The sequence below is a fragment of the Streptomyces sp. NPDC029292 genome (genome assembly GCF_055569295.1).
In genome coordinates, this window is record NZ_JBVHXR010000006.1 from 232,236 (window position 1) to 248,598 (window position 16,363).

A 16,363-nucleotide genomic window follows, 5' to 3' on the forward strand; every position below is an offset into this window, starting at 1 on the left:
CACGGACGCGGAAGGGGGTGCGGGACGGTGCGAGCTATCAGCGGCCTTTGGCGCTGGCGACACAACCCGCTGCGTCGCACGACCGATCTGGTCGAGGCCTGGCTGGGCCTGCTGGCCATCCTGCTCATCCTTGTCGCCGCGCCCCTCATCGGCGCCGTCGTCGGGGCCTCGGCCCAGGACGCCCTGCAACAGTCCGTACGGGACCAGCGGCAGGCCCGCCACGAGGTGACGGCGACCGTCGTCAAGAAGCTCTCCCGCGGCCCCCTGGAGCCCGACCCCGAGACCTCCTCCGCCCGCGACGCGCACAGCCGCGTACTGGCCGACTGGACGGCACCGGACGGGACGGCACGTCACGGCACGGTCATAGCGGCTCTCAAGTCCCCCCACCACGGGGACCACTTCATGATCTGGACCGACCTGCACGGCCGAATAGTCGGCCGCCCGCTGGACAGCGCCACCGCGACCACACACGCCGTACTGGCCGGGTTCGGCGCGGCCATGATGTCCGCAGGACTCATCGAGGGCGGCAGGCGGCTGCTCGTCTGGCGCATGGTCCTTCGCCGATACGTCCGTTGGGACCAGGCATGGGACAAGGCAGGCCCCGACTGGGGCAGGACCGGCACCGGCAGCTGACGGCCTGCCCGCTCCGGTCAACCGCGTGTCCCCGCGCACGCTACGGTGGACCGGCCGAACTGTTCGGCACCGTCGTGAGAGGCTGTCCGTGATCTCGACGGGGTTTCATGACGGCCTCGCAGGACCCGCGTACGACGAGGTGGGGGCACAACAGCGCCATGGCACAGGGCACGGTCCAGGTGACGCACACCGGCACCTCGCGGTGGCGGCGCCGCACGGGTGAGTACGCATCGCTGGCCGCTGCCCTGGAGGCGGCGGGTGACGGCGATGTCCTCACCGTCTCTCCCGGCACCTACCGGGAGAACCTGGTGGTCCAGCGCGCGGTGACACTGCGCGGCCCCGAGGGTTCCCCCGGCTCCGTGCGCATCGCGCCGGTGGACGGGGTGCCGCTCACCGTGCGCGCCTCCGCTGTCGTCCAGGACCTGCATGTGGAGGGCCAGGACTCGGCCGCGCCCGCGCTGCTCGTCGAGGTGGGCACTCCGGAGCTCCTCGACATGCGGATCGTCACGCGGTCGGCGGCCGGAATCGAGGTGCGCGGCGGCGCGCGCCCGACCGTGCGCCGCTGCACGGTCGACAACCCGGCCGGCATCGGCATCGCCGTACTGGACGGCGGCGGTGGGGTGTTCGAGGAGTGCGAGGTCGTCTCGGCAGGCCAGTCGGGTGTCGCGGTGCGCGGAGGTGCCCGTCCGCGCCTGGAGCGCTGCCGGGTGCACCACGCCTCCGGCGCGGGGCTGTCGGCGACCGGCGAGAACTCCTCGCTGGAGGCGGTCGGCTGCGAGGTGTACGAGGTCAAGGGTTCCGGGGTGCAGATCACCGGACGGGCCACGGCTCATCTCACCGACTGCGATGTGCACCGTACGACCGCGGACGGCGTCACCCTCGACACCGACGCGGTGCTCACCCTCGCCGACTGCCGCATCCACGACATCCCGGAGAACGCGGTCGACCTGCGCTCGCGATCGGTGCTCACCCTGACCCGCACGAGCGTGCGGCAGTTCGGGCGCAACGGACTGTCGGTCTGGGACCCGGGCACCCGCGTGGACGCCAACCAGTGCGAGATCTTCGACAGCACCGGCGACTACCCCGCGGTGTGGGTCAGCGACGGCGCGACCGCGGTGCTCGACTCGTGCCGGGTGCACGACGTACCGGACGCCCTGTTCGTCCTCGACCGCGGTTCGCGCGTGGACGTCGTCGACAGCGACCTCTCGCAGGTGCGCAACACGGCTGTGTCGGTGAGCGACGGCGCCACCGCCCAGCTCGACGACTGCCGTATCCGGGACGCCGCGACGGGCGCCTGGTTCCGTGACCACGGCAGCGGCGGGACCCTGTCCGGTTGCACCGTCGACGGCACGCAGACCGGCGTGATCGTCACCAAAGGCGCCGATCCCGCCGTCGAGCGCTGCACGGTCACCTCACCGGCCGAGGCGGGCTTCTACGTGTCGGCGGGTGGCCGGGGCAGCTTCCTCAACTGCCGGGTGACGGACAGCGGGGGTTATGGCTTCCACGTCATCGACGGCTGCCGTGCGACGCTGAAGAAGTGCCGCACGGAGCGGTGCGCGCGCGGGGGTTACGAGTTCGCCGACGGCGGCCACTCGCCGGGCGGCGGGCCGGTCGTCGAGGACTGCACGAGCGACGAGAGTGCCGGACTGCGGACCCCGGCGCACGAGACCGCCATACAGACGTCGAGCCCGTCCCCGAGCCTGCTGGGCGCGATCCCGGGCCAGCGCACCACCGAGCAGGAGCCGCTCGTCGCCGCCCCGGAGCCCGAGCAGCCGGCCCGCACGTCGAAGGCCGTCCTCGGTGAACTCGACACGCTGGTGGGCCTGGAGAGCGTCAAGCGCGAGGTGCGGGCCCTCACCGACATGATCGAGGTGGGCCGCCGCCGGCAGCAGGCGGGCCTCAAGGCGGCCTCCGCCCGGCGCCATCTGGTCTTCACGGGTTCCCCCGGCACCGGCAAGACGACGGTCGCACGGCTGTACGGCGAGATCCTCGCCTCGCTCGGCGTGCTGGAGAAGGGGCATCTCGTCGAGGTGTCCCGCGTGGATCTGGTCGGCGAGCACATCGGCTCCACTGCGATCCGGACCCAGGAGGCCTTCGACCGGGCGCGCGGCGGTGTGCTCTTCATCGACGAGGCGTACGCGCTGTCGCCGGAGGACTCGGGCCGCGACTTCGGGCGCGAGGCCATCGACACGCTGGTGAAGCTGATGGAGGACCACCGGGAGGCGGTGGTGGTGATCGTCGCGGGCTACACGGTGGAGATGGAGCGGTTCCTCTCGGTCAACCCCGGTGTGGCCTCCCGCTTCTCACGGACCATCACCTTCAGCGACTACGTCCCCGAGGAGCTGCTGCGGATCGTGGAGCAGCAGGCCGAGGAGCACGAGTACCGGCTGGCCCCCGGCGCCTCCGAGGCGCTGCTGAAGTACTTCACGGCGATCCCGAAGGGACCCGCGTTCGGCAATGGCCGCACCGCGCGGCAGACCTTCGAGGCGATGGTCGAGCGGCACGCGGGGCGGGTCGCCCAGCTGGACGATCCGAGCACGGACGACCTGACGCTGCTCTATTCGGAGGACCTGCCGGAGCTACCCTGAGGCGCGCCGCCATGCCCTTGACTGCCCTGAGGCGCGCCGCTCAGGCACCCTGCTGCGGGCTGCCGTCGTCCTGTGTGCGCGGGGCCGGGACGTCCGGCCTCAGCCTCGCCAGTAACCGTTTCCGCTCCTCGGCGAAGGCCGGGTCCGCCTGGTAGTCGGAATGGCCGAGGATCGGCGCGGGCAGCGGGTGCTGTTCGGTGCGTCCGTAGGCCAGCGGGTCCCTGAGGGGCTCGTGGTCGACCTGGGGGCCGCAGTCTCCGGGCAGCCGTACGGGGCCGCCGATGGGGTCGGTCAGGCGGTACAGATTGCGCCAGCAGGCCACCTCGCGGTGCAGGGAGGTGAGGGCGGCCGGGCCGAAGTGCGCCGGGAACCAGCGCCCGTACAGGCGCTCCAGCGGGGAGCCGTAGGTGAGCAGTGCGACCCGCTTGCGTACCGCCGGCTTCAGCTGCCAGGCCGCGGCGGCCGCCAGCACACTGCCCTGGGAGTGCCCGGAGAGCACGAGCCGTCCGCCGCTCGTGCGGGTCCAGGTGGCCATGCGCCAGGTCAGGTCGGGCACGGCGCGCTCGGCGTAGCAGGGCGGTGCGAAGGGGTGGGCGGCGCGCGGCCAGAAGGTGCCGACGTCCCAGAGGATGCCGATGGTGCGGCGGGCGGAGGGGTCCTGGTAGGCGCGGCGGCCCCAGGTGACGAAGAGTATGAAGCCGAGTCCGATCAGCCAGGAGCCGAGCGCCTGGGCGGTCTCGGCGGCGCCTTGCACGAAGGCGTACGCCCCCCGCGCGGCCTCGCCCGGAGGGTCCTCGGTCGCGAAAGCACCCGCCAGGGCTCCGGCGCCCAGCAGCAGCGTCGCGGACGAGATGATGCCGAGCATGAGCGGCGCCCGGTCGGTGAGGGCGGCCATCGCTCGCGTGCGGGCGATGCGGCTCGTGCGGGCGGTGTCTTTGGGCTCCCCCTTGTAGTCGAGCTGCACGGTGTCCCTCTCGCGGCTCCGCAGCTGCCAGGTACGCCAGGCCAGCCAGCCGAAGAGGGCCAGCAGCACGATGATCAGCGGGGGGATCGCGGAGGCCTGCCAGGTCAGCAGGACGGGCGGGCCAGGGACCGAGTGCCGGGTGCCGTCCAGCCAGTCGGCGACACGCTGGGAGACCCCGCCGGACATCACGCCGCCCAGCGCGCAGGCCAGCATCGCGACGGCGGGACCGGCCAGACCGCGCATCGCGGTGCGCGTGTCGGGACGGGTGCGGTACAGGATGCGGGCGACCACGCCGAGCGCGATGACCAGCAGCCCCTGGAGGAGGGCGATGCCGCCGAACGTCGTGTCGCCGGGCAGGCGCCCGGCCGAATGCCAGCCGGGGCGTGACCATCCGGCGTACACCAGGGTCAGGGCGAGCAGAACGATCGAGCCCAGGGGCAGCCAGCGCACGAGGGTCTGGTCCAGTTCCTGGTCCAGCCGGTTCTCGCTGCGGCCCCTGCGGCACACCACCCACACCACAACGACCGTGCCCACAACGAGGGTTGCCTCCAGGAGCCGGCCCAGGATCTCGAATACGGCGGGGCCGCCGGACCTGCGGTCGTAACGGGCCGCGGCGCTGCCGACCGCCGCGGCGACCGTGAGGAAACCCGCGGCGGTGTGCGCGGCGCGCAGCCGGGCGACCAGGCGGCGCCCGTACCAGAAGCCGGGTCGGCCGAGCCCGGTGCGGTCGGTCTCCTCGTCGGGCTCCGCCCTGCGGGACATCGGCTGGTGGGACTCGTACGCGCTCCAGGTGCGGTGGGACAGGTACCACAGGAGGCCGGTCAGCGCGGCGGGCACCAGGCAGGCCAGGGCGAGGCGGCGCCCCGGCTGACTCCACCAGCCGTCGCCGGACACCGCCGGTGAGAGGAACCCCAGCCAGGAGTGCTCCTCGGCGCACGCGCGCGTGCCCGCGCACTGCCAGGCGGTCAGATCGAGGGCGACCTCACAGGCGGCGGCGACCAGCAGGACCGTGAGGCTGAGTCCGGCCAGGCGGACGAGGAGGCCGTACAGGCGGACCGTCCTCTTGCGGCCGCGGGTGGTGGGGCGCATCCAGTGGGCGAGGTTGACGACCATGAAGGGCAGCAGCAACAGCCACAGGGCGCGGGCGCCGTTGCCGGACGTGAGGTTGCACCACACGTAGGCCTCGGGGACCGGTTTGCCGCGGTAGTCGTCAGGACGCCGCTCCGCGTCGGCGTCGTCGATGCGCCGGTAGACGGCGGCTGTCCCGTCGCCGGTGATCCGGACGGTCCGTGGATCGTCCAGCATTTCCTCGGGTGTGGTGCCGCCGACTCCATGGACCAGGAGTTCGAGGGCGATCTCGGCCGCTTCGGGCCGCTGGGCGGGGCTGCCGTGCTCCCCCGCCGAGGCATGTTCCCGTGCACGTTCCACTGTTCTGCACTTCCCCCGTGCCGCGCGTATGGCATGTGTCATGTGCAGGCACAAGAATCTCCGCTCCGGGCGGTGTGCACACCTGTTGTCACAGAATCTCCCCGATACGTGTGACAGCGGCGGCACGGGAGGTGCTCAGTGTCCGTACAGGCAGTGACGCGGCTGTCGGTGAGCCATGCGAGGATGGGGCATCCTCCAGACCTCGGACAAGGAGAATGTCCACGTGGGAGTGGGTTCGGACGGCGTGTCGGGCAGAGTGAGCGAAAGGACCGGAGCGGACGTGAGTGAGAATCAGAACCTCCTCGCGGAGCAGCGCCGCGCCCTCATCCTCGACGAGGTGCGACGCCGCGGTGGCGTCCGTGTGAACGAGCTGACCCGCAAGCTCGGCGTCTCCGACATGACGGTCCGCCGCGACCTCGACGCCCTCGCGCGCCAGGGCGTCGTGGAGAAGGTGCACGGCGGCGCGGTGCCGGTGGTCGAGGCGAGCACGCACGAGCCGGGCTTCGAGGCCAAATCGGGTCTGGAGCTCAGCGCCAAGGAGGACATCGCGCGCGCCGCCGCCGAGTTGGTCGCGCCGGGCTCGGCGATCGCGCTCTCGGGCGGTACGACTACGTACGCTTTGGCCCATCAGCTCCTTGACGTCCCCGACTTGACCGTGGTGACCAACTCGGTACGGGTGGCGGACGTGTTCCACTCGGCGCAGCGCACTTCCGGCCAGCGGCAGGGCGCGGCCACGGTGGTGCTGACGGGCGGGGTGCGCACGCCGTCCGACTCCCTCGTCGGGCCCGTGGCCGATCAGGCCATCGGGGCGCTCCACTTCGACGTGCTGTTCCTGGGTGTGCACGGGATATCGGTCGAGGCGGGCCTGTCGACGCCAAACCTGGCGGAGGCGGAGACCAACCGGCGACTGGTGCAGTCCGCACGGCGTGTCGTGGTGGTCGCCGACCACACCAAGTGGGGCACGGTGGGCCTGAGTTCGTTCGCCGCGCTGGAGCAGGTCGACACCCTGGTCACCGACGCCGGACTGCCGGCCGAGGCCCGTGCGGAGGTCTCGGAGCACCTGAGGCGGCTGGTGGTGGCGGGAGAGTCCGGAGACCGTACAGACATCTGACGGTCCGCCAGCTATGGTGACGCTGCCCGCGCCACCTGCGGTGCGGGCCTGCCCTGGGCATGGACCGTTGCCGCCCGGGACTCCGTTCTCGCAAGGGGGTTTCGTACATGGCACGCCGTCTGCGTCAGGTGGGACCGGACTTCGTCGAGACCGCTCCGCTGCGTCTGGTGTTCGCGCGGGGGGTGGCCGCGCCTCCGGAGGCGGTCTTCCGTGCGCTCGCCGAGGACGTAGCCGGCTGGAGCGAGTGGTTCTCGGCGGTGACGCTCGCCCGGCCGACCCATGACGGCGCCGGGCGCGAGGTCCGGCTCAGGGGCGGCACGCGCTTCGAGGAGACGGTCCTCGTGGCCGAGGCTCCCGAGGTGTACGCGTACCGGGTGGATGTCACGAACGCACCCGGGGCCCGCGCCCTGGTCGAGGAGTGGCGCCTCACGCCCGACGGGACGGGCACACGCGTCCAGTGGACGTTCGTCGCCGACGGCAGCGCCCCGTTCCGGTTCGCCCTGAAGCTGGGCCGAGGGGGACTGGGCCGGGCCTTCCGCGACGCGGTCACGGCACTGGACCGGCGGCTGGCGCCGGCACGCGCCTGACCGGGGTCAGTGCGGCCAGACGCCCGTATCGAGCAGTGACGCGATCGCCGCCATGTACGGCGCGATGTCCAGCCCCTGTTCGGCCAGCCACGCGTCCGAGTAGTACTTGTCGAGATAGCGGTCACCGGGGTCGCACAGCAGCGTCACCACACTGCCCGTACGACCCTCCGCCACCATCTCGGCCACGATCTTCAGCGCGCTCCACAGGCCGGTGCCCGTCGAGCCGCCCGCCTTGCGGCCGATGGCCTGCTCCAGGGCGCGCACCGCGGCGACGCTCGCCGCATCGGGCACCTTCATCATCCGGTCGATGGCGCCGGGCACGAAGCTCGGCTCCATGCGCGGCCTGCCGATGCCCTCGATGCGCGAGCCGCAGTCGCAGGTGACATCCGGATCGCCGGTGGTCCAGCCCTCGAAGAAGCACGAGTTCTCCGGATCGGCGACACAGATGCGGGTGTCGTACTGCATGTAGTGGACGTAGCGCGCGAGGGTGGCCGAGGTGCCGCCGGTGCCGGCCGTGGCGACGATCCACGCGGGTTCCGGGAACCGCTCCAACTCCAGCTGGCGGAAGATGGATTCGGCGATGTTGTTGTTGCCGCGCCAGTCCGTGGCCCGTTCGGCGTAGGTGAACTGGTCCATGTAGTGACCGCCGGTCTCGACCGCGAGGGCGGCGGACTCCTCGTACATTTTGCGCGAGTCGTCCACGAAGTGGCACTGCCCGCCGTGGAACTCGATCAGGCGGCACTTCTCGGCGCTCGTCGTACGCGGCATGACCGCGATGAAGGGGACGCCGATGAGCTTCGCGAAGTAGGCCTCGGAGACGGCCGTCGAGCCGCTGGACGCCTCGATGACGGGGCGGCCCGGCCGGATCCAGCCATTGCACAGCCCGTACAGGAACAGCGAGCGGGCGAGCCGGTGCTTGAGGCTGCCGGTGGGGTGGGTCGACTCGTCCTTCAGGTACAGGTCGATACCCCACCGCTCGGGCAGCGGGAAGCGCAGCAGATGCGTGTCGGCCGAGCGGTTGGCGTCGGCCTGGACCTTGCGCACGGCTTCTTTGAGCCAGGTCCGGTACTCCGCGTCGCTGTGGTCGACATCGAGGGTTTCGCCGGTCCGGATCTGCTGAGGGGTGCTCACGGCGGGGCTCCTTACGCATCGCGCCGACGCCGGTTCAGATGGTCGGACGCCTCGATCATAAACACCTTGCGCACGCTTCTCACCTGCATAAACACACCTTTGAGCAGCTCAAAGGCACCCCTGGGGGACGGGTGTGCGAGGCGGCGGGGGGCGCATCCCGGCGTATGCTCCCGTCCCTGCCATCGCCTCGCCATGCGTACTGGTGCTCGCCGCCACCTGCGGGCAGACTGCACCGCACGGGGGCGACGGTCCCCGACGGGAATGCACACTGGATCACGGCGGAGCACAGCCGAAGCGCACAAGGGGGCGGGGCATCATGGCGGAGCCGGAGTTCACGGCCACGGGCGTGCGGATCGGGAAGAGGTTGCGCTCGCTCACCCGGGCCGGGCAGGTCCGGATCAGCGACGGCAGGCTGCAGTTGCTCACCAGTTACGGCAGCGAGATCGACAGCGCGCCGGTGCAAGCGGTGCGGGCGTCGAAGCCATGGTTCGCGCACGAGGACCGGGCGATGGCGGACGTCAACGGCACGCGCTATTCCCTCATCCTCGGCGAGCACGATCCCGCGCCCGGAAAACCGGGGCCGCCTTCGGCGCGCCGGTTCATCGAGGCGGTGCGCGAGGCGGCGGGGCGGCACGGCTGAAGCCGGTCGCGAGACAGCGGGGCCCAACGGCCGAGGCATGTGCAAGACGGCGGGAAGCAACGGCCGGAGCAATGGGCACGACAGCGGACCGCAACAGCCGAGGCCACGTGCACAACAGCGGGATGCAGCGGCTGAAACAGCGGCCGCAGCGGCTGAGAGTGCCGCGAGTTGCAGGACCGCACCCCCTGGGTCACGCTGGTCTCACATCATCACTCTGGGTTTACCGGCGATAACGCTGCGAACCAGCCCGCCGGCCACCTCAGCAGGCGGCCGTTCCACTCAGCCACTCTGCTGGATCCGATCTCCGTCTTCTTCCGGACCTCAATTCGGGGAGTCGCAGCCGTGATCAGCCAGCCAAGCAGGCATTGCACGGTGGAGCTCCAAGCCCTGCCGTCGCGGATCGGCCAGGTCCGCAGAATCGTCTCTGCGCAGTTGCGCTACTGGCATCTGGACCCCTTGATAGACCGGGCCGCGCTCGGTGTGACCGAGCTGTTGACCAACGTCCACCGGCATGCCCAGCCCGACAAGCAGTGCACCGTGGAGATCGAGCTGCTGCTCGACCGGCTCACGGTGTCGGTGCGCGACCACGACCCCCGCCTTCCCGAGGTACGGGACGCGGACCCCACCGCCACCGGCGGACGCGGCCTCGCGATGGTCGCCGCGGTGAGCGAGAGCTGGGGAGCGCGTCCCGACGGCGAGTCGGGCAAGGTCGTGTGGTTCACGCTGCCGGCCACAGTGCCCAAGGTGGCGGTACCGCCCGCCCTGTCGCCCCATGACACGGCCCGCGAGACCGCGCGCAGGCACACGGTCGACGGGCGCAGGCCCGAACACGCTCCCGCCCGGTCCGCCGTTGCCGGCTGACCGGGCGGTGACCCCCACCTGGCACATCACAGGGTGGTACATCCCTGGGTGGCTCACTCGGTGGCGATGGCGCGCAGCACGTCGAGGCGCGCCGCCCGCCGGGCCGGGCGAAGGCCCGCGAGGGCTCCGGCCGCGAGGCCCACCAGCGCCACCACGACGAGCCGCGCGGGCGGCAGGGCGAAGGCGAAGGCGCTGTCCGACGCGCCGTCGGAGGCCTTGACGAGCACCCAGCCGAGGAAGGCGCCGAGGGCGAGCCCGCCGACAGTGCCGAAGGCGGCCACGAGGACCGACTCCCAGCGGACCATGGCGCGCAGTTGCGCCCGGGTCTGTCCGACGGCCCGCAGCAGGCCGAGTTCGCGGGTGCGCTCGTGGATCGCGAGCGTGAGGGTGTTGGCGATGCCGAGCAGCGCGATGAGCACCGCGAGCGCGAGCAGCGCGTAGACCAGGGTGAGCATCATGTCGATGCCGCCGGCCGAGGACTGCGCGTACTCGTCACGGGTCTGCACGTCGGGGTTGCCGTACCGCTCCGCGACCTTCTGCACCGCGGCCTTGCCCTCGTCCGTGCTCACCCCGTCCTTGAAGGACACCGCGACGAGCGTGTCGGAGTCCTGGGTACGGTGCGGGGCCCAGGCGGCTCGAGTGATGACGTAGTCGCCGGCGAGTTCGGACTGGCCGTAGACCGCGCGGACGGTGAAGGGCTCCTTCTTGCCGTCGGTGAAGGCGAGTCGGGCCGTGTCGCCGACCTTGAGGTGCTGCTTGTCGGCCTCCTTCTGGGTGATGGCGATGCCGTCGAGGCCCAGGTGGTCGAGCGAGCCGCGTACGTCGCCGAGGTCGAAGACCTCGGCGAGCGTGACCGGGTCGGTGACGGTCAACGCGCGCCCCTTGCCGTCCACTTCGGCGACTCCGCGCCCCAGGCCGACGGCGTTTTCGACAGTCGCCTGCTCGGCGATCGCGGGAGCCAGCTTCGGGCTCAGCCCGCTGCCGCCCGCGCCGAACGACGGGGTGCTGACGGCGACATCGCCCGCGAAGGACCGGGAGACCGTCTGGTCCATGGTGGCCTTCAGTGAGGCGCCGAAGACCGTGAACAGCGAGACGACGGCGACGCCGATCATCAGGGCGCTCGCGGTGGCGGCGGTCCGCTTCGGGCTGCGCAGCGCGTTGCGCCGGGCGAGTCCACCCGTGACGCCGCGCAGCCGGTCGAGGGGGACGCCGAGGACACGTACAGCGGTCGAGGACGCGACGGGGCCGAGGACCACGAAGGCGGCGAGGGCCAGGACGGCGCCGAGGCCCGCGAGCCACAACGACGGATTCGCCAGTACGCCGGTCAGGGTGGTCCCCACCGCCAGTGCGGCCAGACCACCGCCGACGATCGCGCGCCCGCGCGAGGCCCCGGACTGGTCGACGGCCGTCTCGCGCAGCGCGGCCAGCGGTGCGGTGCGTCCGGCACGTACGGCGGGCAGCAGCGCGGAGCCGAGGCAGACCACGATGCCGACCGCGAGCGGCAGCAGCATGGACAGCCCGCTGATCACCAAGTTGCCGTCGGGGAACGGGAATCCGATGGCCGGGAAGAGCGCCTGCAGCCCGGCCGCGATGCCGATGCCGCCCGCCAGGCCGACGGCCGACGCGGTGACGGCGACGACGCTCGCCTCGACGAGGGTCGAGACGGTGACCTGGCGGCGTGAGGCGCCGAGGGCGCGCAACAGGGCGTTCTCGCGGGTGCGTTGGGCGACGACGATCGCGAAGGTGTTGTGGATGGAGAAGGTCGCGACGAGCAGCGCGATGCCGGAGAACACCAGCAGGAAGGTGGTGAAGATGGTCAGGAACTGGCTGGAGATCATGTCGGTGTTCTCCTGCGCCGACTCCTGGCCGCTGATCGCCTCAACTCCCTGGGGCAGTACGGGAGTCAGGTCGGAGACAAGCTGTTCCTGACTGACGCCGGGGCCTGCGCGCACGCGGATGCTCGCGGCCTCGCCGGGCTTCGCGGTGAGGTACTTCTCGGCGTCGGCCTGCGTCATACCGGTGAACGTCACCTGCGCCATGCCGTCCGCGCCGCCGAAGGTCGCGAAGCCCACGATCGTCACCTTGACGGGATCGGGCGTGCGCAGGGTCGTCGTGTCGCCGATCTTCAGGTCGCCCTTCTTGGCGGCACCCCGGTTGACGACGACCTCGCCGGACTGCGACGGGGCCCTGCCTTCGGCGAGTTGGTACGCGTTGAGCTTCGGGTCGTCGATCCAGTTGCCCGCGAGCGTGGGCGGGCCCTTGCCGCCGATGGGCTTGCCGTTGGAGCCGACGAGCTGGCCGGCGCCCTGGATGTCGGGCACGGCGGCCGCGACACCCGGGGTCTTCTCGATCGTGTTCACCAGGCCGGTGTCGACGGGCCGGCGCACGCCCTGGCTCTCGCCGGGTGTAGTGATGGTGTCGGCGCTGCGGACGACGGCGTCGGTGCCCTTCGTCGCGTTGCCGAACATCGAGTCGAAGCTCGCCCGCAGCGTGTCACCCATGACCAGCGTTCCGGCCAGGAAGGAGACACCGAGGAGCACGGCCAGGAACGTACCGGCGAAGCGTCGTTTGTGGGCGCGCAGGGACGAGACGCTGATGCGCAGCGAGGCGTTCACGACCGGACCCCCGTGCCGTCGAAGGCCTTCATCCGGTCCAGCACCTTGTCGGCCGTCGGGGACTCCATCCGGTCCACGAGGCGGCCGTCGGCGAGGAAGACGACCTCGTCGGCGTGCGCGGCGGCGACCGGGTCGTGGGTGACCATGACGACGGTGCGGCCCATCTGGCGCACCGCCCGGCCGAGGAGGTTCAGCACCTCCCCGCCGGAGCTGGAGTCGAGGTTGCCGGTGGGTTCGTCGGCGAAGACGACGTCGGGCTGTCCGGCGAACGCCCTTGCCACGGCGACGCGTTGCTGCTGTCCGCCGGAGAGCTCGCTGGGGCGGTGGTGGAGCCGGTCGCGCAGGCCGACGACGTCGACGAGCGCGTCGATCCATTCGCGCGTGCCCGTGGCCCCGGCGAGGTCCATCGGCAGCGTGATGTTCTCCGCGACGGTCAGCGTCGGGACCAGGTTGAACGCCTGGAAGACGAAGCCGATGCGGTCGCGGCGCAGCAGGGTGAGGCGACGGTCGTCGAGCGTGCTCAGCTCGGTGTCGCCGATGAACGCGGCTCCGGAGGTGAGCGTGTCCAGGCCCGCCGCGCAGTGCATCAAGGTGGACTTGCCGGAGCCCGAGGGCCCCATGATCGCGGTGAAGCGCCCGGCCTGAAAGCCGACGCTCACCCCGTCCAGGGCCGTCACGGCGGTGTCTCCGCTGCCGTACACCTTGACGGCGTCGGCGACGCGGGCCGCGGCCTGTGTGACGGTCGCGGTGGTCATGCCGCACCTCCCTTGCCCGTACGGCCGAACTGCTCGTCCAGGACGGAGAGCCGGCGCCAGTACTCGTCCTCGTCGATCTCGCCGGAGGCGAAGCGGCGGCCGAGCATGGCGATCGGCGAGTCACCCGTCAGGCGGGAGTCGCCCTCAGGCCCGCCCATCCCGCGCCACGGGCCGCGGCGTCCGCGCCGGCCGGTGCGGCGCAGGACGGTCACGACGCCGATCACGACGGCCGCCCAGATCAGCGGGAAGAAGAGGATCCACGGGCCGGGTCCGCCGTCCCAGTTCGCCAGGGTCTGCATCTCGAGTCATCTCCTCGGTGGGATCTGTTGCGATGCTTCGAGACTCGCTCCGGGAGGGGGTCCGAGTCGTCGTACGGCCAGCGGCCGTTCGCGTACCTCCGTGGGAGTACGCGGGGGGGTCGTCGGCTGCTTCCTGAGGCGCTCCTTCAGGGGCGCGAAAAGAATCTCGCAGGGGCGCGAAAAGGATCTCGACTTCTGTACCTACTAGTATGGATTCTGTACCTACTAGTAGGTACAGTGGCGTCATGAGCACTCCGGAGCGACTGATCGAGTCCACGCGCGAGCTGTTGTGGGAGCGCGGTTACGTGGGCACCAGCCCCAAGGCGATCCAGCAGCACGCGGGCGCGGGGCAGGGCAGCATGTACCACCACTTCAAGGGCAAGCCCGATCTGGCGCTCGCCGCGATCCGCCGCACCGCCGAGGAGATGCGGGCCACCGCCGAGGGCGTACTGAGCACGCCCTGTTCGCCGTACGAGCGCATCGAGGCGTATCTGCGCCGCGAGCGTGACGTCCTGCGCGGCTGCCCCATCGGACGGCTGACGATGGACCCGGATGTGATCGCGAGCGACGAGTTGCGCGCACCGGTCGACGAGACGATCGACTGGCTGCGGGAGCGCCTCGCCGGCATCGTCGAAGAGGGCAAGGAGCAGGGCCAGTTCGCGCCCTCGCTCGACGCGGAGGAGATCGCCGCGACGATCATCGCTACCGTCCAGGGCGGCTATGTCCTGGCCCGCGCGTCCGGCTCGCCCGCCGCGTTCGACACGGGAGTCCGCGGACTGCTCGCCCTTCTCTCGCCCCGCCGATAAGGCTCTCCCCCGACAAGGAAGTTCACCTACGTGCACATCACCAGGAAGCGCCCCGACACGCAGCCGGGCTCGGCCGAGAACTTCACGGGGACGGTGTGGCTCGACGAGGTCGCCGTGCCCGAATCCCCCTCCCGGCTGCGCGTGTTCAACGTCCACTTCGCGCCCGGCGCGCACACCGCCTGGCACCGCCACCCGCACGGTCAGGTCCTGCACGTCCTGGAGGGCGAGGGTCTGGTCCAGCGCGAGGGCGGTGGCGTCGAGACGATCCGCGCGGGCGACACCGTGTGGATCGAGCCCGGCGAACGGCACTGGCACGGCGCGGCGCCGCGCACCTTCATGACGCATCTCGCGGTCGTCGAGGCGGCCGAGGACGGCACGACGACCCACTGGGACGCGCACGTCGACACGTATCCCGCCTGAGGAAGGGCATCCCGATGCACGCCATGCAGTACGAGCTCACCTTCCCCGCCGACTACGACATGGACATCATCCGCGGCCGTGTCTCCCGCATCGGGCACCTGCTCGACGACTGGGACGGGCTCGGATTCAAGACGTTTCTGATGCGCGAGCGCGGGGTGGACGGTTCGCCGGTCAACCAGTACGCGCCGTTCTACCTGTGGAACGCCGCCGAGGGCATGAACTCCTTCCTCTGGGGCGGCGCGTTCCAAGGGCTCGTCAATGACTTCGGGCGGCCGGTGGTCCAGCACTGGACGGGTCTCGCGTACGAGGAGGGCGGCGCCGCCGGCTCACCCGCCAAGGTCGCGGTGCGGCGGCGGCAGCCCATTCCGGAGGGGGTGGAGCTGTCCGAGGTGATGGAGGAGGCCGCGCGCGAGGCCGGGCGGCTGGCCGCGCTGGACGGCGCGGTCTGCGCGGCTGCTGCCGTCGATCCGCGCCACTGGGAGCTGGTGCACTTCTCGCTCTGGGACCACGACTCCCCCAAGGCCTCGGGCGAGGTCTTCCGAGTGCTGCACATGTCGGCCCCGGAACGCGACCGGCTGCCGCGGGGCCGGCAGTGGTGAGCAGGGTCCGTACGGTGCTCGGGGACGTACTCCCCGAGGACCTGGGAGTGTGCGATGCACACGACCACCTCTTCTTCGCCAGCCCCCAACTCCCGGGCCAGGAACTGCGCGACGTGTCCGCCGCGCGGGCCGAGCTGGCCGCGTTCCGCACGCAGGGCGGCACGAGCGTGGTGCAGTGGACGCCGTACGGCCTCGGCCGGCGCGCCGCGGAACTGCCGCTGATCGCCCGCGACGCCGGCGTCCACGTGGTCGCGGCGACCGGGCTGCACCAAGCGGCACACTACACACCGGAGTTGCTCACCGCAGTGCGCGGCAGGCTGGCCGAGGTGTTCGTGTCCGAGCTGACGGCGGGTATCGGCACGTCCGGGGTCCGGGCCGGGCTGATCAAGGTCGCGGGCGGTTTCCACGCCCTCGACGCGCACGCCCGCTGGACAATGACCGCAGCGGCCGAGGCCCATCACGCCACGGGGGCGCCGATCGCCGTCCATCTGGAGCTGGGCACGGGTGCCCTCGACGTACTCGACCTGCTGTGCGGGGAGTTGGACGTACCCGCGCACCGGGTGATCCTGGGCCACCTCAACCGCTCACCGGACTTCGTGGTGCAGCGCGAGGCCGCCGAGGCGGGCGCGTACCTCGCCTTCGACGGCCCCTCCCGCGCCCACCACGCCACCGACTGGCGCATGCCCGACGCCGTACGCGCCCTCGCCGACGCCGGTTTCGGCCACCGCCTGCTCCTCGGCGGCGACACGACGACCGCGGCGGCACGCTCGGTCAACGGCGGTCCTGGGATGCCGTATCTGCTGCGCCGGGTGCGCCCGCGGCTCGAACTCGCCCTGGGCAAGGACCTGGTGGACCACCTCCTCACCGACAACCCAGGGCGCGCCTTCGCCGTCACATGGCGCTAGGCCACCGAAATGTCCACAGAG

At 71.5% G+C, this 16,363-nt stretch carries 15 protein-coding genes; 10 read left to right on the top strand and 5 right to left on the bottom strand.

Annotated features, from left to right (window positions below; translation table 11 throughout):
* Window positions 1-27: 27 nt before the first annotated feature.
* Together ACZ4WS_RS16265 and ACZ4WS_RS16270 are read left to right on the top strand one after the other, a co-directional pair.
* Entirely contained in the window at window positions 28-633 is a 606-nt protein-coding gene (locus ACZ4WS_RS16265; RefSeq protein ID WP_467980883.1) for an Rv1733c family protein, read from the top strand.
* Window positions 634-791: 158 nt separating this feature from the next.
* Window positions 792-3,221, top strand: a complete 2,430-nt coding sequence (locus ACZ4WS_RS16270; protein ID WP_467980884.1) for a right-handed parallel beta-helix repeat-containing protein — start codon at window positions 792-794, stop codon at window positions 3,219-3,221.
* A 40-nt stretch (window positions 3,222-3,261) separates the two neighbouring features.
* On the opposite strand, the gene ACZ4WS_RS16275 is transcribed toward ACZ4WS_RS16270, so the two are convergent.
* The gene (locus ACZ4WS_RS16275; protein WP_467980885.1) at window positions 3,262-5,613 is read right to left on the bottom strand and encodes a hypothetical protein; all 2,352 of its coding nucleotides are present in this window, start codon (window positions 5,611-5,613) and stop codon (window positions 3,262-3,264) included.
* A gap of 280 nt (window positions 5,614-5,893) precedes the next feature.
* Between ACZ4WS_RS16275 and ACZ4WS_RS16280 the strand changes: the two genes are divergently transcribed.
* Together ACZ4WS_RS16280 and ACZ4WS_RS16285 are read left to right on the top strand one after the other, a co-directional pair.
* Window positions 5,894-6,724, top strand: a complete 831-nt coding sequence (locus ACZ4WS_RS16280; RefSeq protein WP_467980887.1) for a DeoR/GlpR family DNA-binding transcription regulator — start codon at window positions 5,894-5,896, stop codon at window positions 6,722-6,724.
* A gap of 107 nt (window positions 6,725-6,831) precedes the next feature.
* Window positions 6,832-7,311: an SRPBCC family protein gene (locus tag ACZ4WS_RS16285; protein ID WP_467980889.1), complete on the top strand. Its 480-nt coding sequence runs from the start codon at window positions 6,832-6,834 to the stop codon at window positions 7,309-7,311.
* A gap of 6 nt (window positions 7,312-7,317) precedes the next feature.
* On the opposite strand, the gene cds1 is transcribed toward ACZ4WS_RS16285, so the two are convergent.
* Window positions 7,318-8,442 (bottom strand): L-cysteine desulfhydrase Cds1, encoded by a 1,125-nt coding sequence (cds1, locus tag ACZ4WS_RS16290; protein WP_467980890.1) that lies wholly within the window; start codon window positions 8,440-8,442, stop codon window positions 7,318-7,320.
* A 316-nt stretch (window positions 8,443-8,758) separates the two neighbouring features.
* On the opposite strand from cds1, the gene ACZ4WS_RS16295 reads away from it, so the two are divergent.
* Complete coding sequence (locus ACZ4WS_RS16295) at window positions 8,759-9,082, top strand: hypothetical protein (RefSeq protein ID WP_467980892.1); 324 nt, start codon at window positions 8,759-8,761, stop codon at window positions 9,080-9,082.
* 342 nt (window positions 9,083-9,424) lie between these two features.
* Window positions 9,425-9,943, top strand: coding sequence for an ATP-binding protein (locus ACZ4WS_RS16300; protein WP_467980894.1), 519 nt, complete (start codon window positions 9,425-9,427; stop codon window positions 9,941-9,943).
* Window positions 9,944-9,996: 53 nt separating this feature from the next.
* Here ACZ4WS_RS16300 and ACZ4WS_RS16305 read toward each other — a convergent pair whose 3' ends face one another.
* The 3 genes from ACZ4WS_RS16305 to ACZ4WS_RS16315 are packed head-to-tail and all read right to left on the bottom strand — an operon-like array spanning window position 9,997 to window position 13,612.
* Window positions 9,997-12,558, bottom strand: a complete 2,562-nt coding sequence (locus ACZ4WS_RS16305; protein ID WP_467980895.1) for an ABC transporter permease — start codon at window positions 12,556-12,558, stop codon at window positions 9,997-9,999.
* Window positions 12,555-13,313 (bottom strand): ABC transporter ATP-binding protein, encoded by a 759-nt coding sequence (locus tag ACZ4WS_RS16310; RefSeq protein ID WP_467980897.1) that lies wholly within the window; start codon window positions 13,311-13,313, stop codon window positions 12,555-12,557. Before ACZ4WS_RS16310 ends, ACZ4WS_RS16305 begins: the two co-directional genes overlap by 4 nt.
* The gene (locus ACZ4WS_RS16315; protein ID WP_467980899.1) at window positions 13,310-13,612 is read right to left on the bottom strand and encodes an SHOCT domain-containing protein; all 303 of its coding nucleotides are present in this window, start codon (window positions 13,610-13,612) and stop codon (window positions 13,310-13,312) included. Before ACZ4WS_RS16315 ends, ACZ4WS_RS16310 begins: the two co-directional genes overlap by 4 nt.
* A 245-nt stretch (window positions 13,613-13,857) precedes the next feature.
* Here ACZ4WS_RS16315 and ACZ4WS_RS16320 point away from each other — a divergent pair, with 245 nt between their 5' ends.
* Genes ACZ4WS_RS16320 through ACZ4WS_RS16335 form a run of 4 tightly spaced genes read left to right on the top strand, consistent with a single transcriptional unit; the run spans window position 13,858 to window position 16,342 of the window.
* On the top strand, window positions 13,858-14,418 hold the full coding sequence (locus tag ACZ4WS_RS16320) for a TetR/AcrR family transcriptional regulator (protein ID WP_467980901.1): 561 nt from the start codon (window positions 13,858-13,860) through the stop codon (window positions 14,416-14,418).
* 30 nt (window positions 14,419-14,448) lie between these two features.
* The gene (locus ACZ4WS_RS16325; RefSeq protein WP_467980902.1) at window positions 14,449-14,838 is read left to right on the top strand and encodes a (R)-mandelonitrile lyase; all 390 of its coding nucleotides are present in this window, start codon (window positions 14,449-14,451) and stop codon (window positions 14,836-14,838) included.
* A gap of 14 nt (window positions 14,839-14,852) precedes the next feature.
* The gene (locus ACZ4WS_RS16330; protein ID WP_467980904.1) at window positions 14,853-15,437 is read left to right on the top strand and encodes a DUF4865 family protein; all 585 of its coding nucleotides are present in this window, start codon (window positions 14,853-14,855) and stop codon (window positions 15,435-15,437) included.
* Window positions 15,434-16,342 carry a phosphotriesterase family protein gene (locus ACZ4WS_RS16335; protein ID WP_467980906.1) on the top strand — a complete coding sequence of 303 codons (909 nt, stop codon included), beginning with the start codon at window positions 15,434-15,436 and terminating at the stop codon, window positions 16,340-16,342. The genes ACZ4WS_RS16330 and ACZ4WS_RS16335 overlap by 4 nt, the downstream gene beginning before the upstream one ends.
* Window positions 16,343-16,363 lie beyond the last annotated feature (21 nt).

Excerpts from the sequence above, each read along its gene's own strand:
- ACZ4WS_RS16270 (WP_467980884.1), top strand. The coding sequence starts at position 792 with ATGGCACAGGGCACGGTCCAGGTGACGCACACCGGCACCTCGCGGTGG.
- ACZ4WS_RS16285 (WP_467980889.1), top strand. The coding sequence starts at position 6,832 with ATGGCACGCCGTCTGCGTCAGGTGGGACCGGACTTCGTCGAGACCGCT.
- ACZ4WS_RS16295 (WP_467980892.1), top strand. The coding sequence starts at position 8,759 with ATGGCGGAGCCGGAGTTCACGGCCACGGGCGTGCGGATCGGGAAGAGG.
- ACZ4WS_RS16310 (WP_467980897.1), bottom strand. The coding sequence starts at position 13,313 with ATGACCACCGCGACCGTCACACAGGCCGCGGCCCGCGTCGCCGACGCC.
- ACZ4WS_RS16315 (WP_467980899.1), bottom strand. The coding sequence starts at position 13,612 with ATGCAGACCCTGGCGAACTGGGACGGCGGACCCGGCCCGTGGATCCTC.
- ACZ4WS_RS16320 (WP_467980901.1), top strand. The coding sequence starts at position 13,858 with ATGAGCACTCCGGAGCGACTGATCGAGTCCACGCGCGAGCTGTTGTGG.
- ACZ4WS_RS16330 (WP_467980904.1), top strand. The coding sequence starts at position 14,853 with ATGCACGCCATGCAGTACGAGCTCACCTTCCCCGCCGACTACGACATG.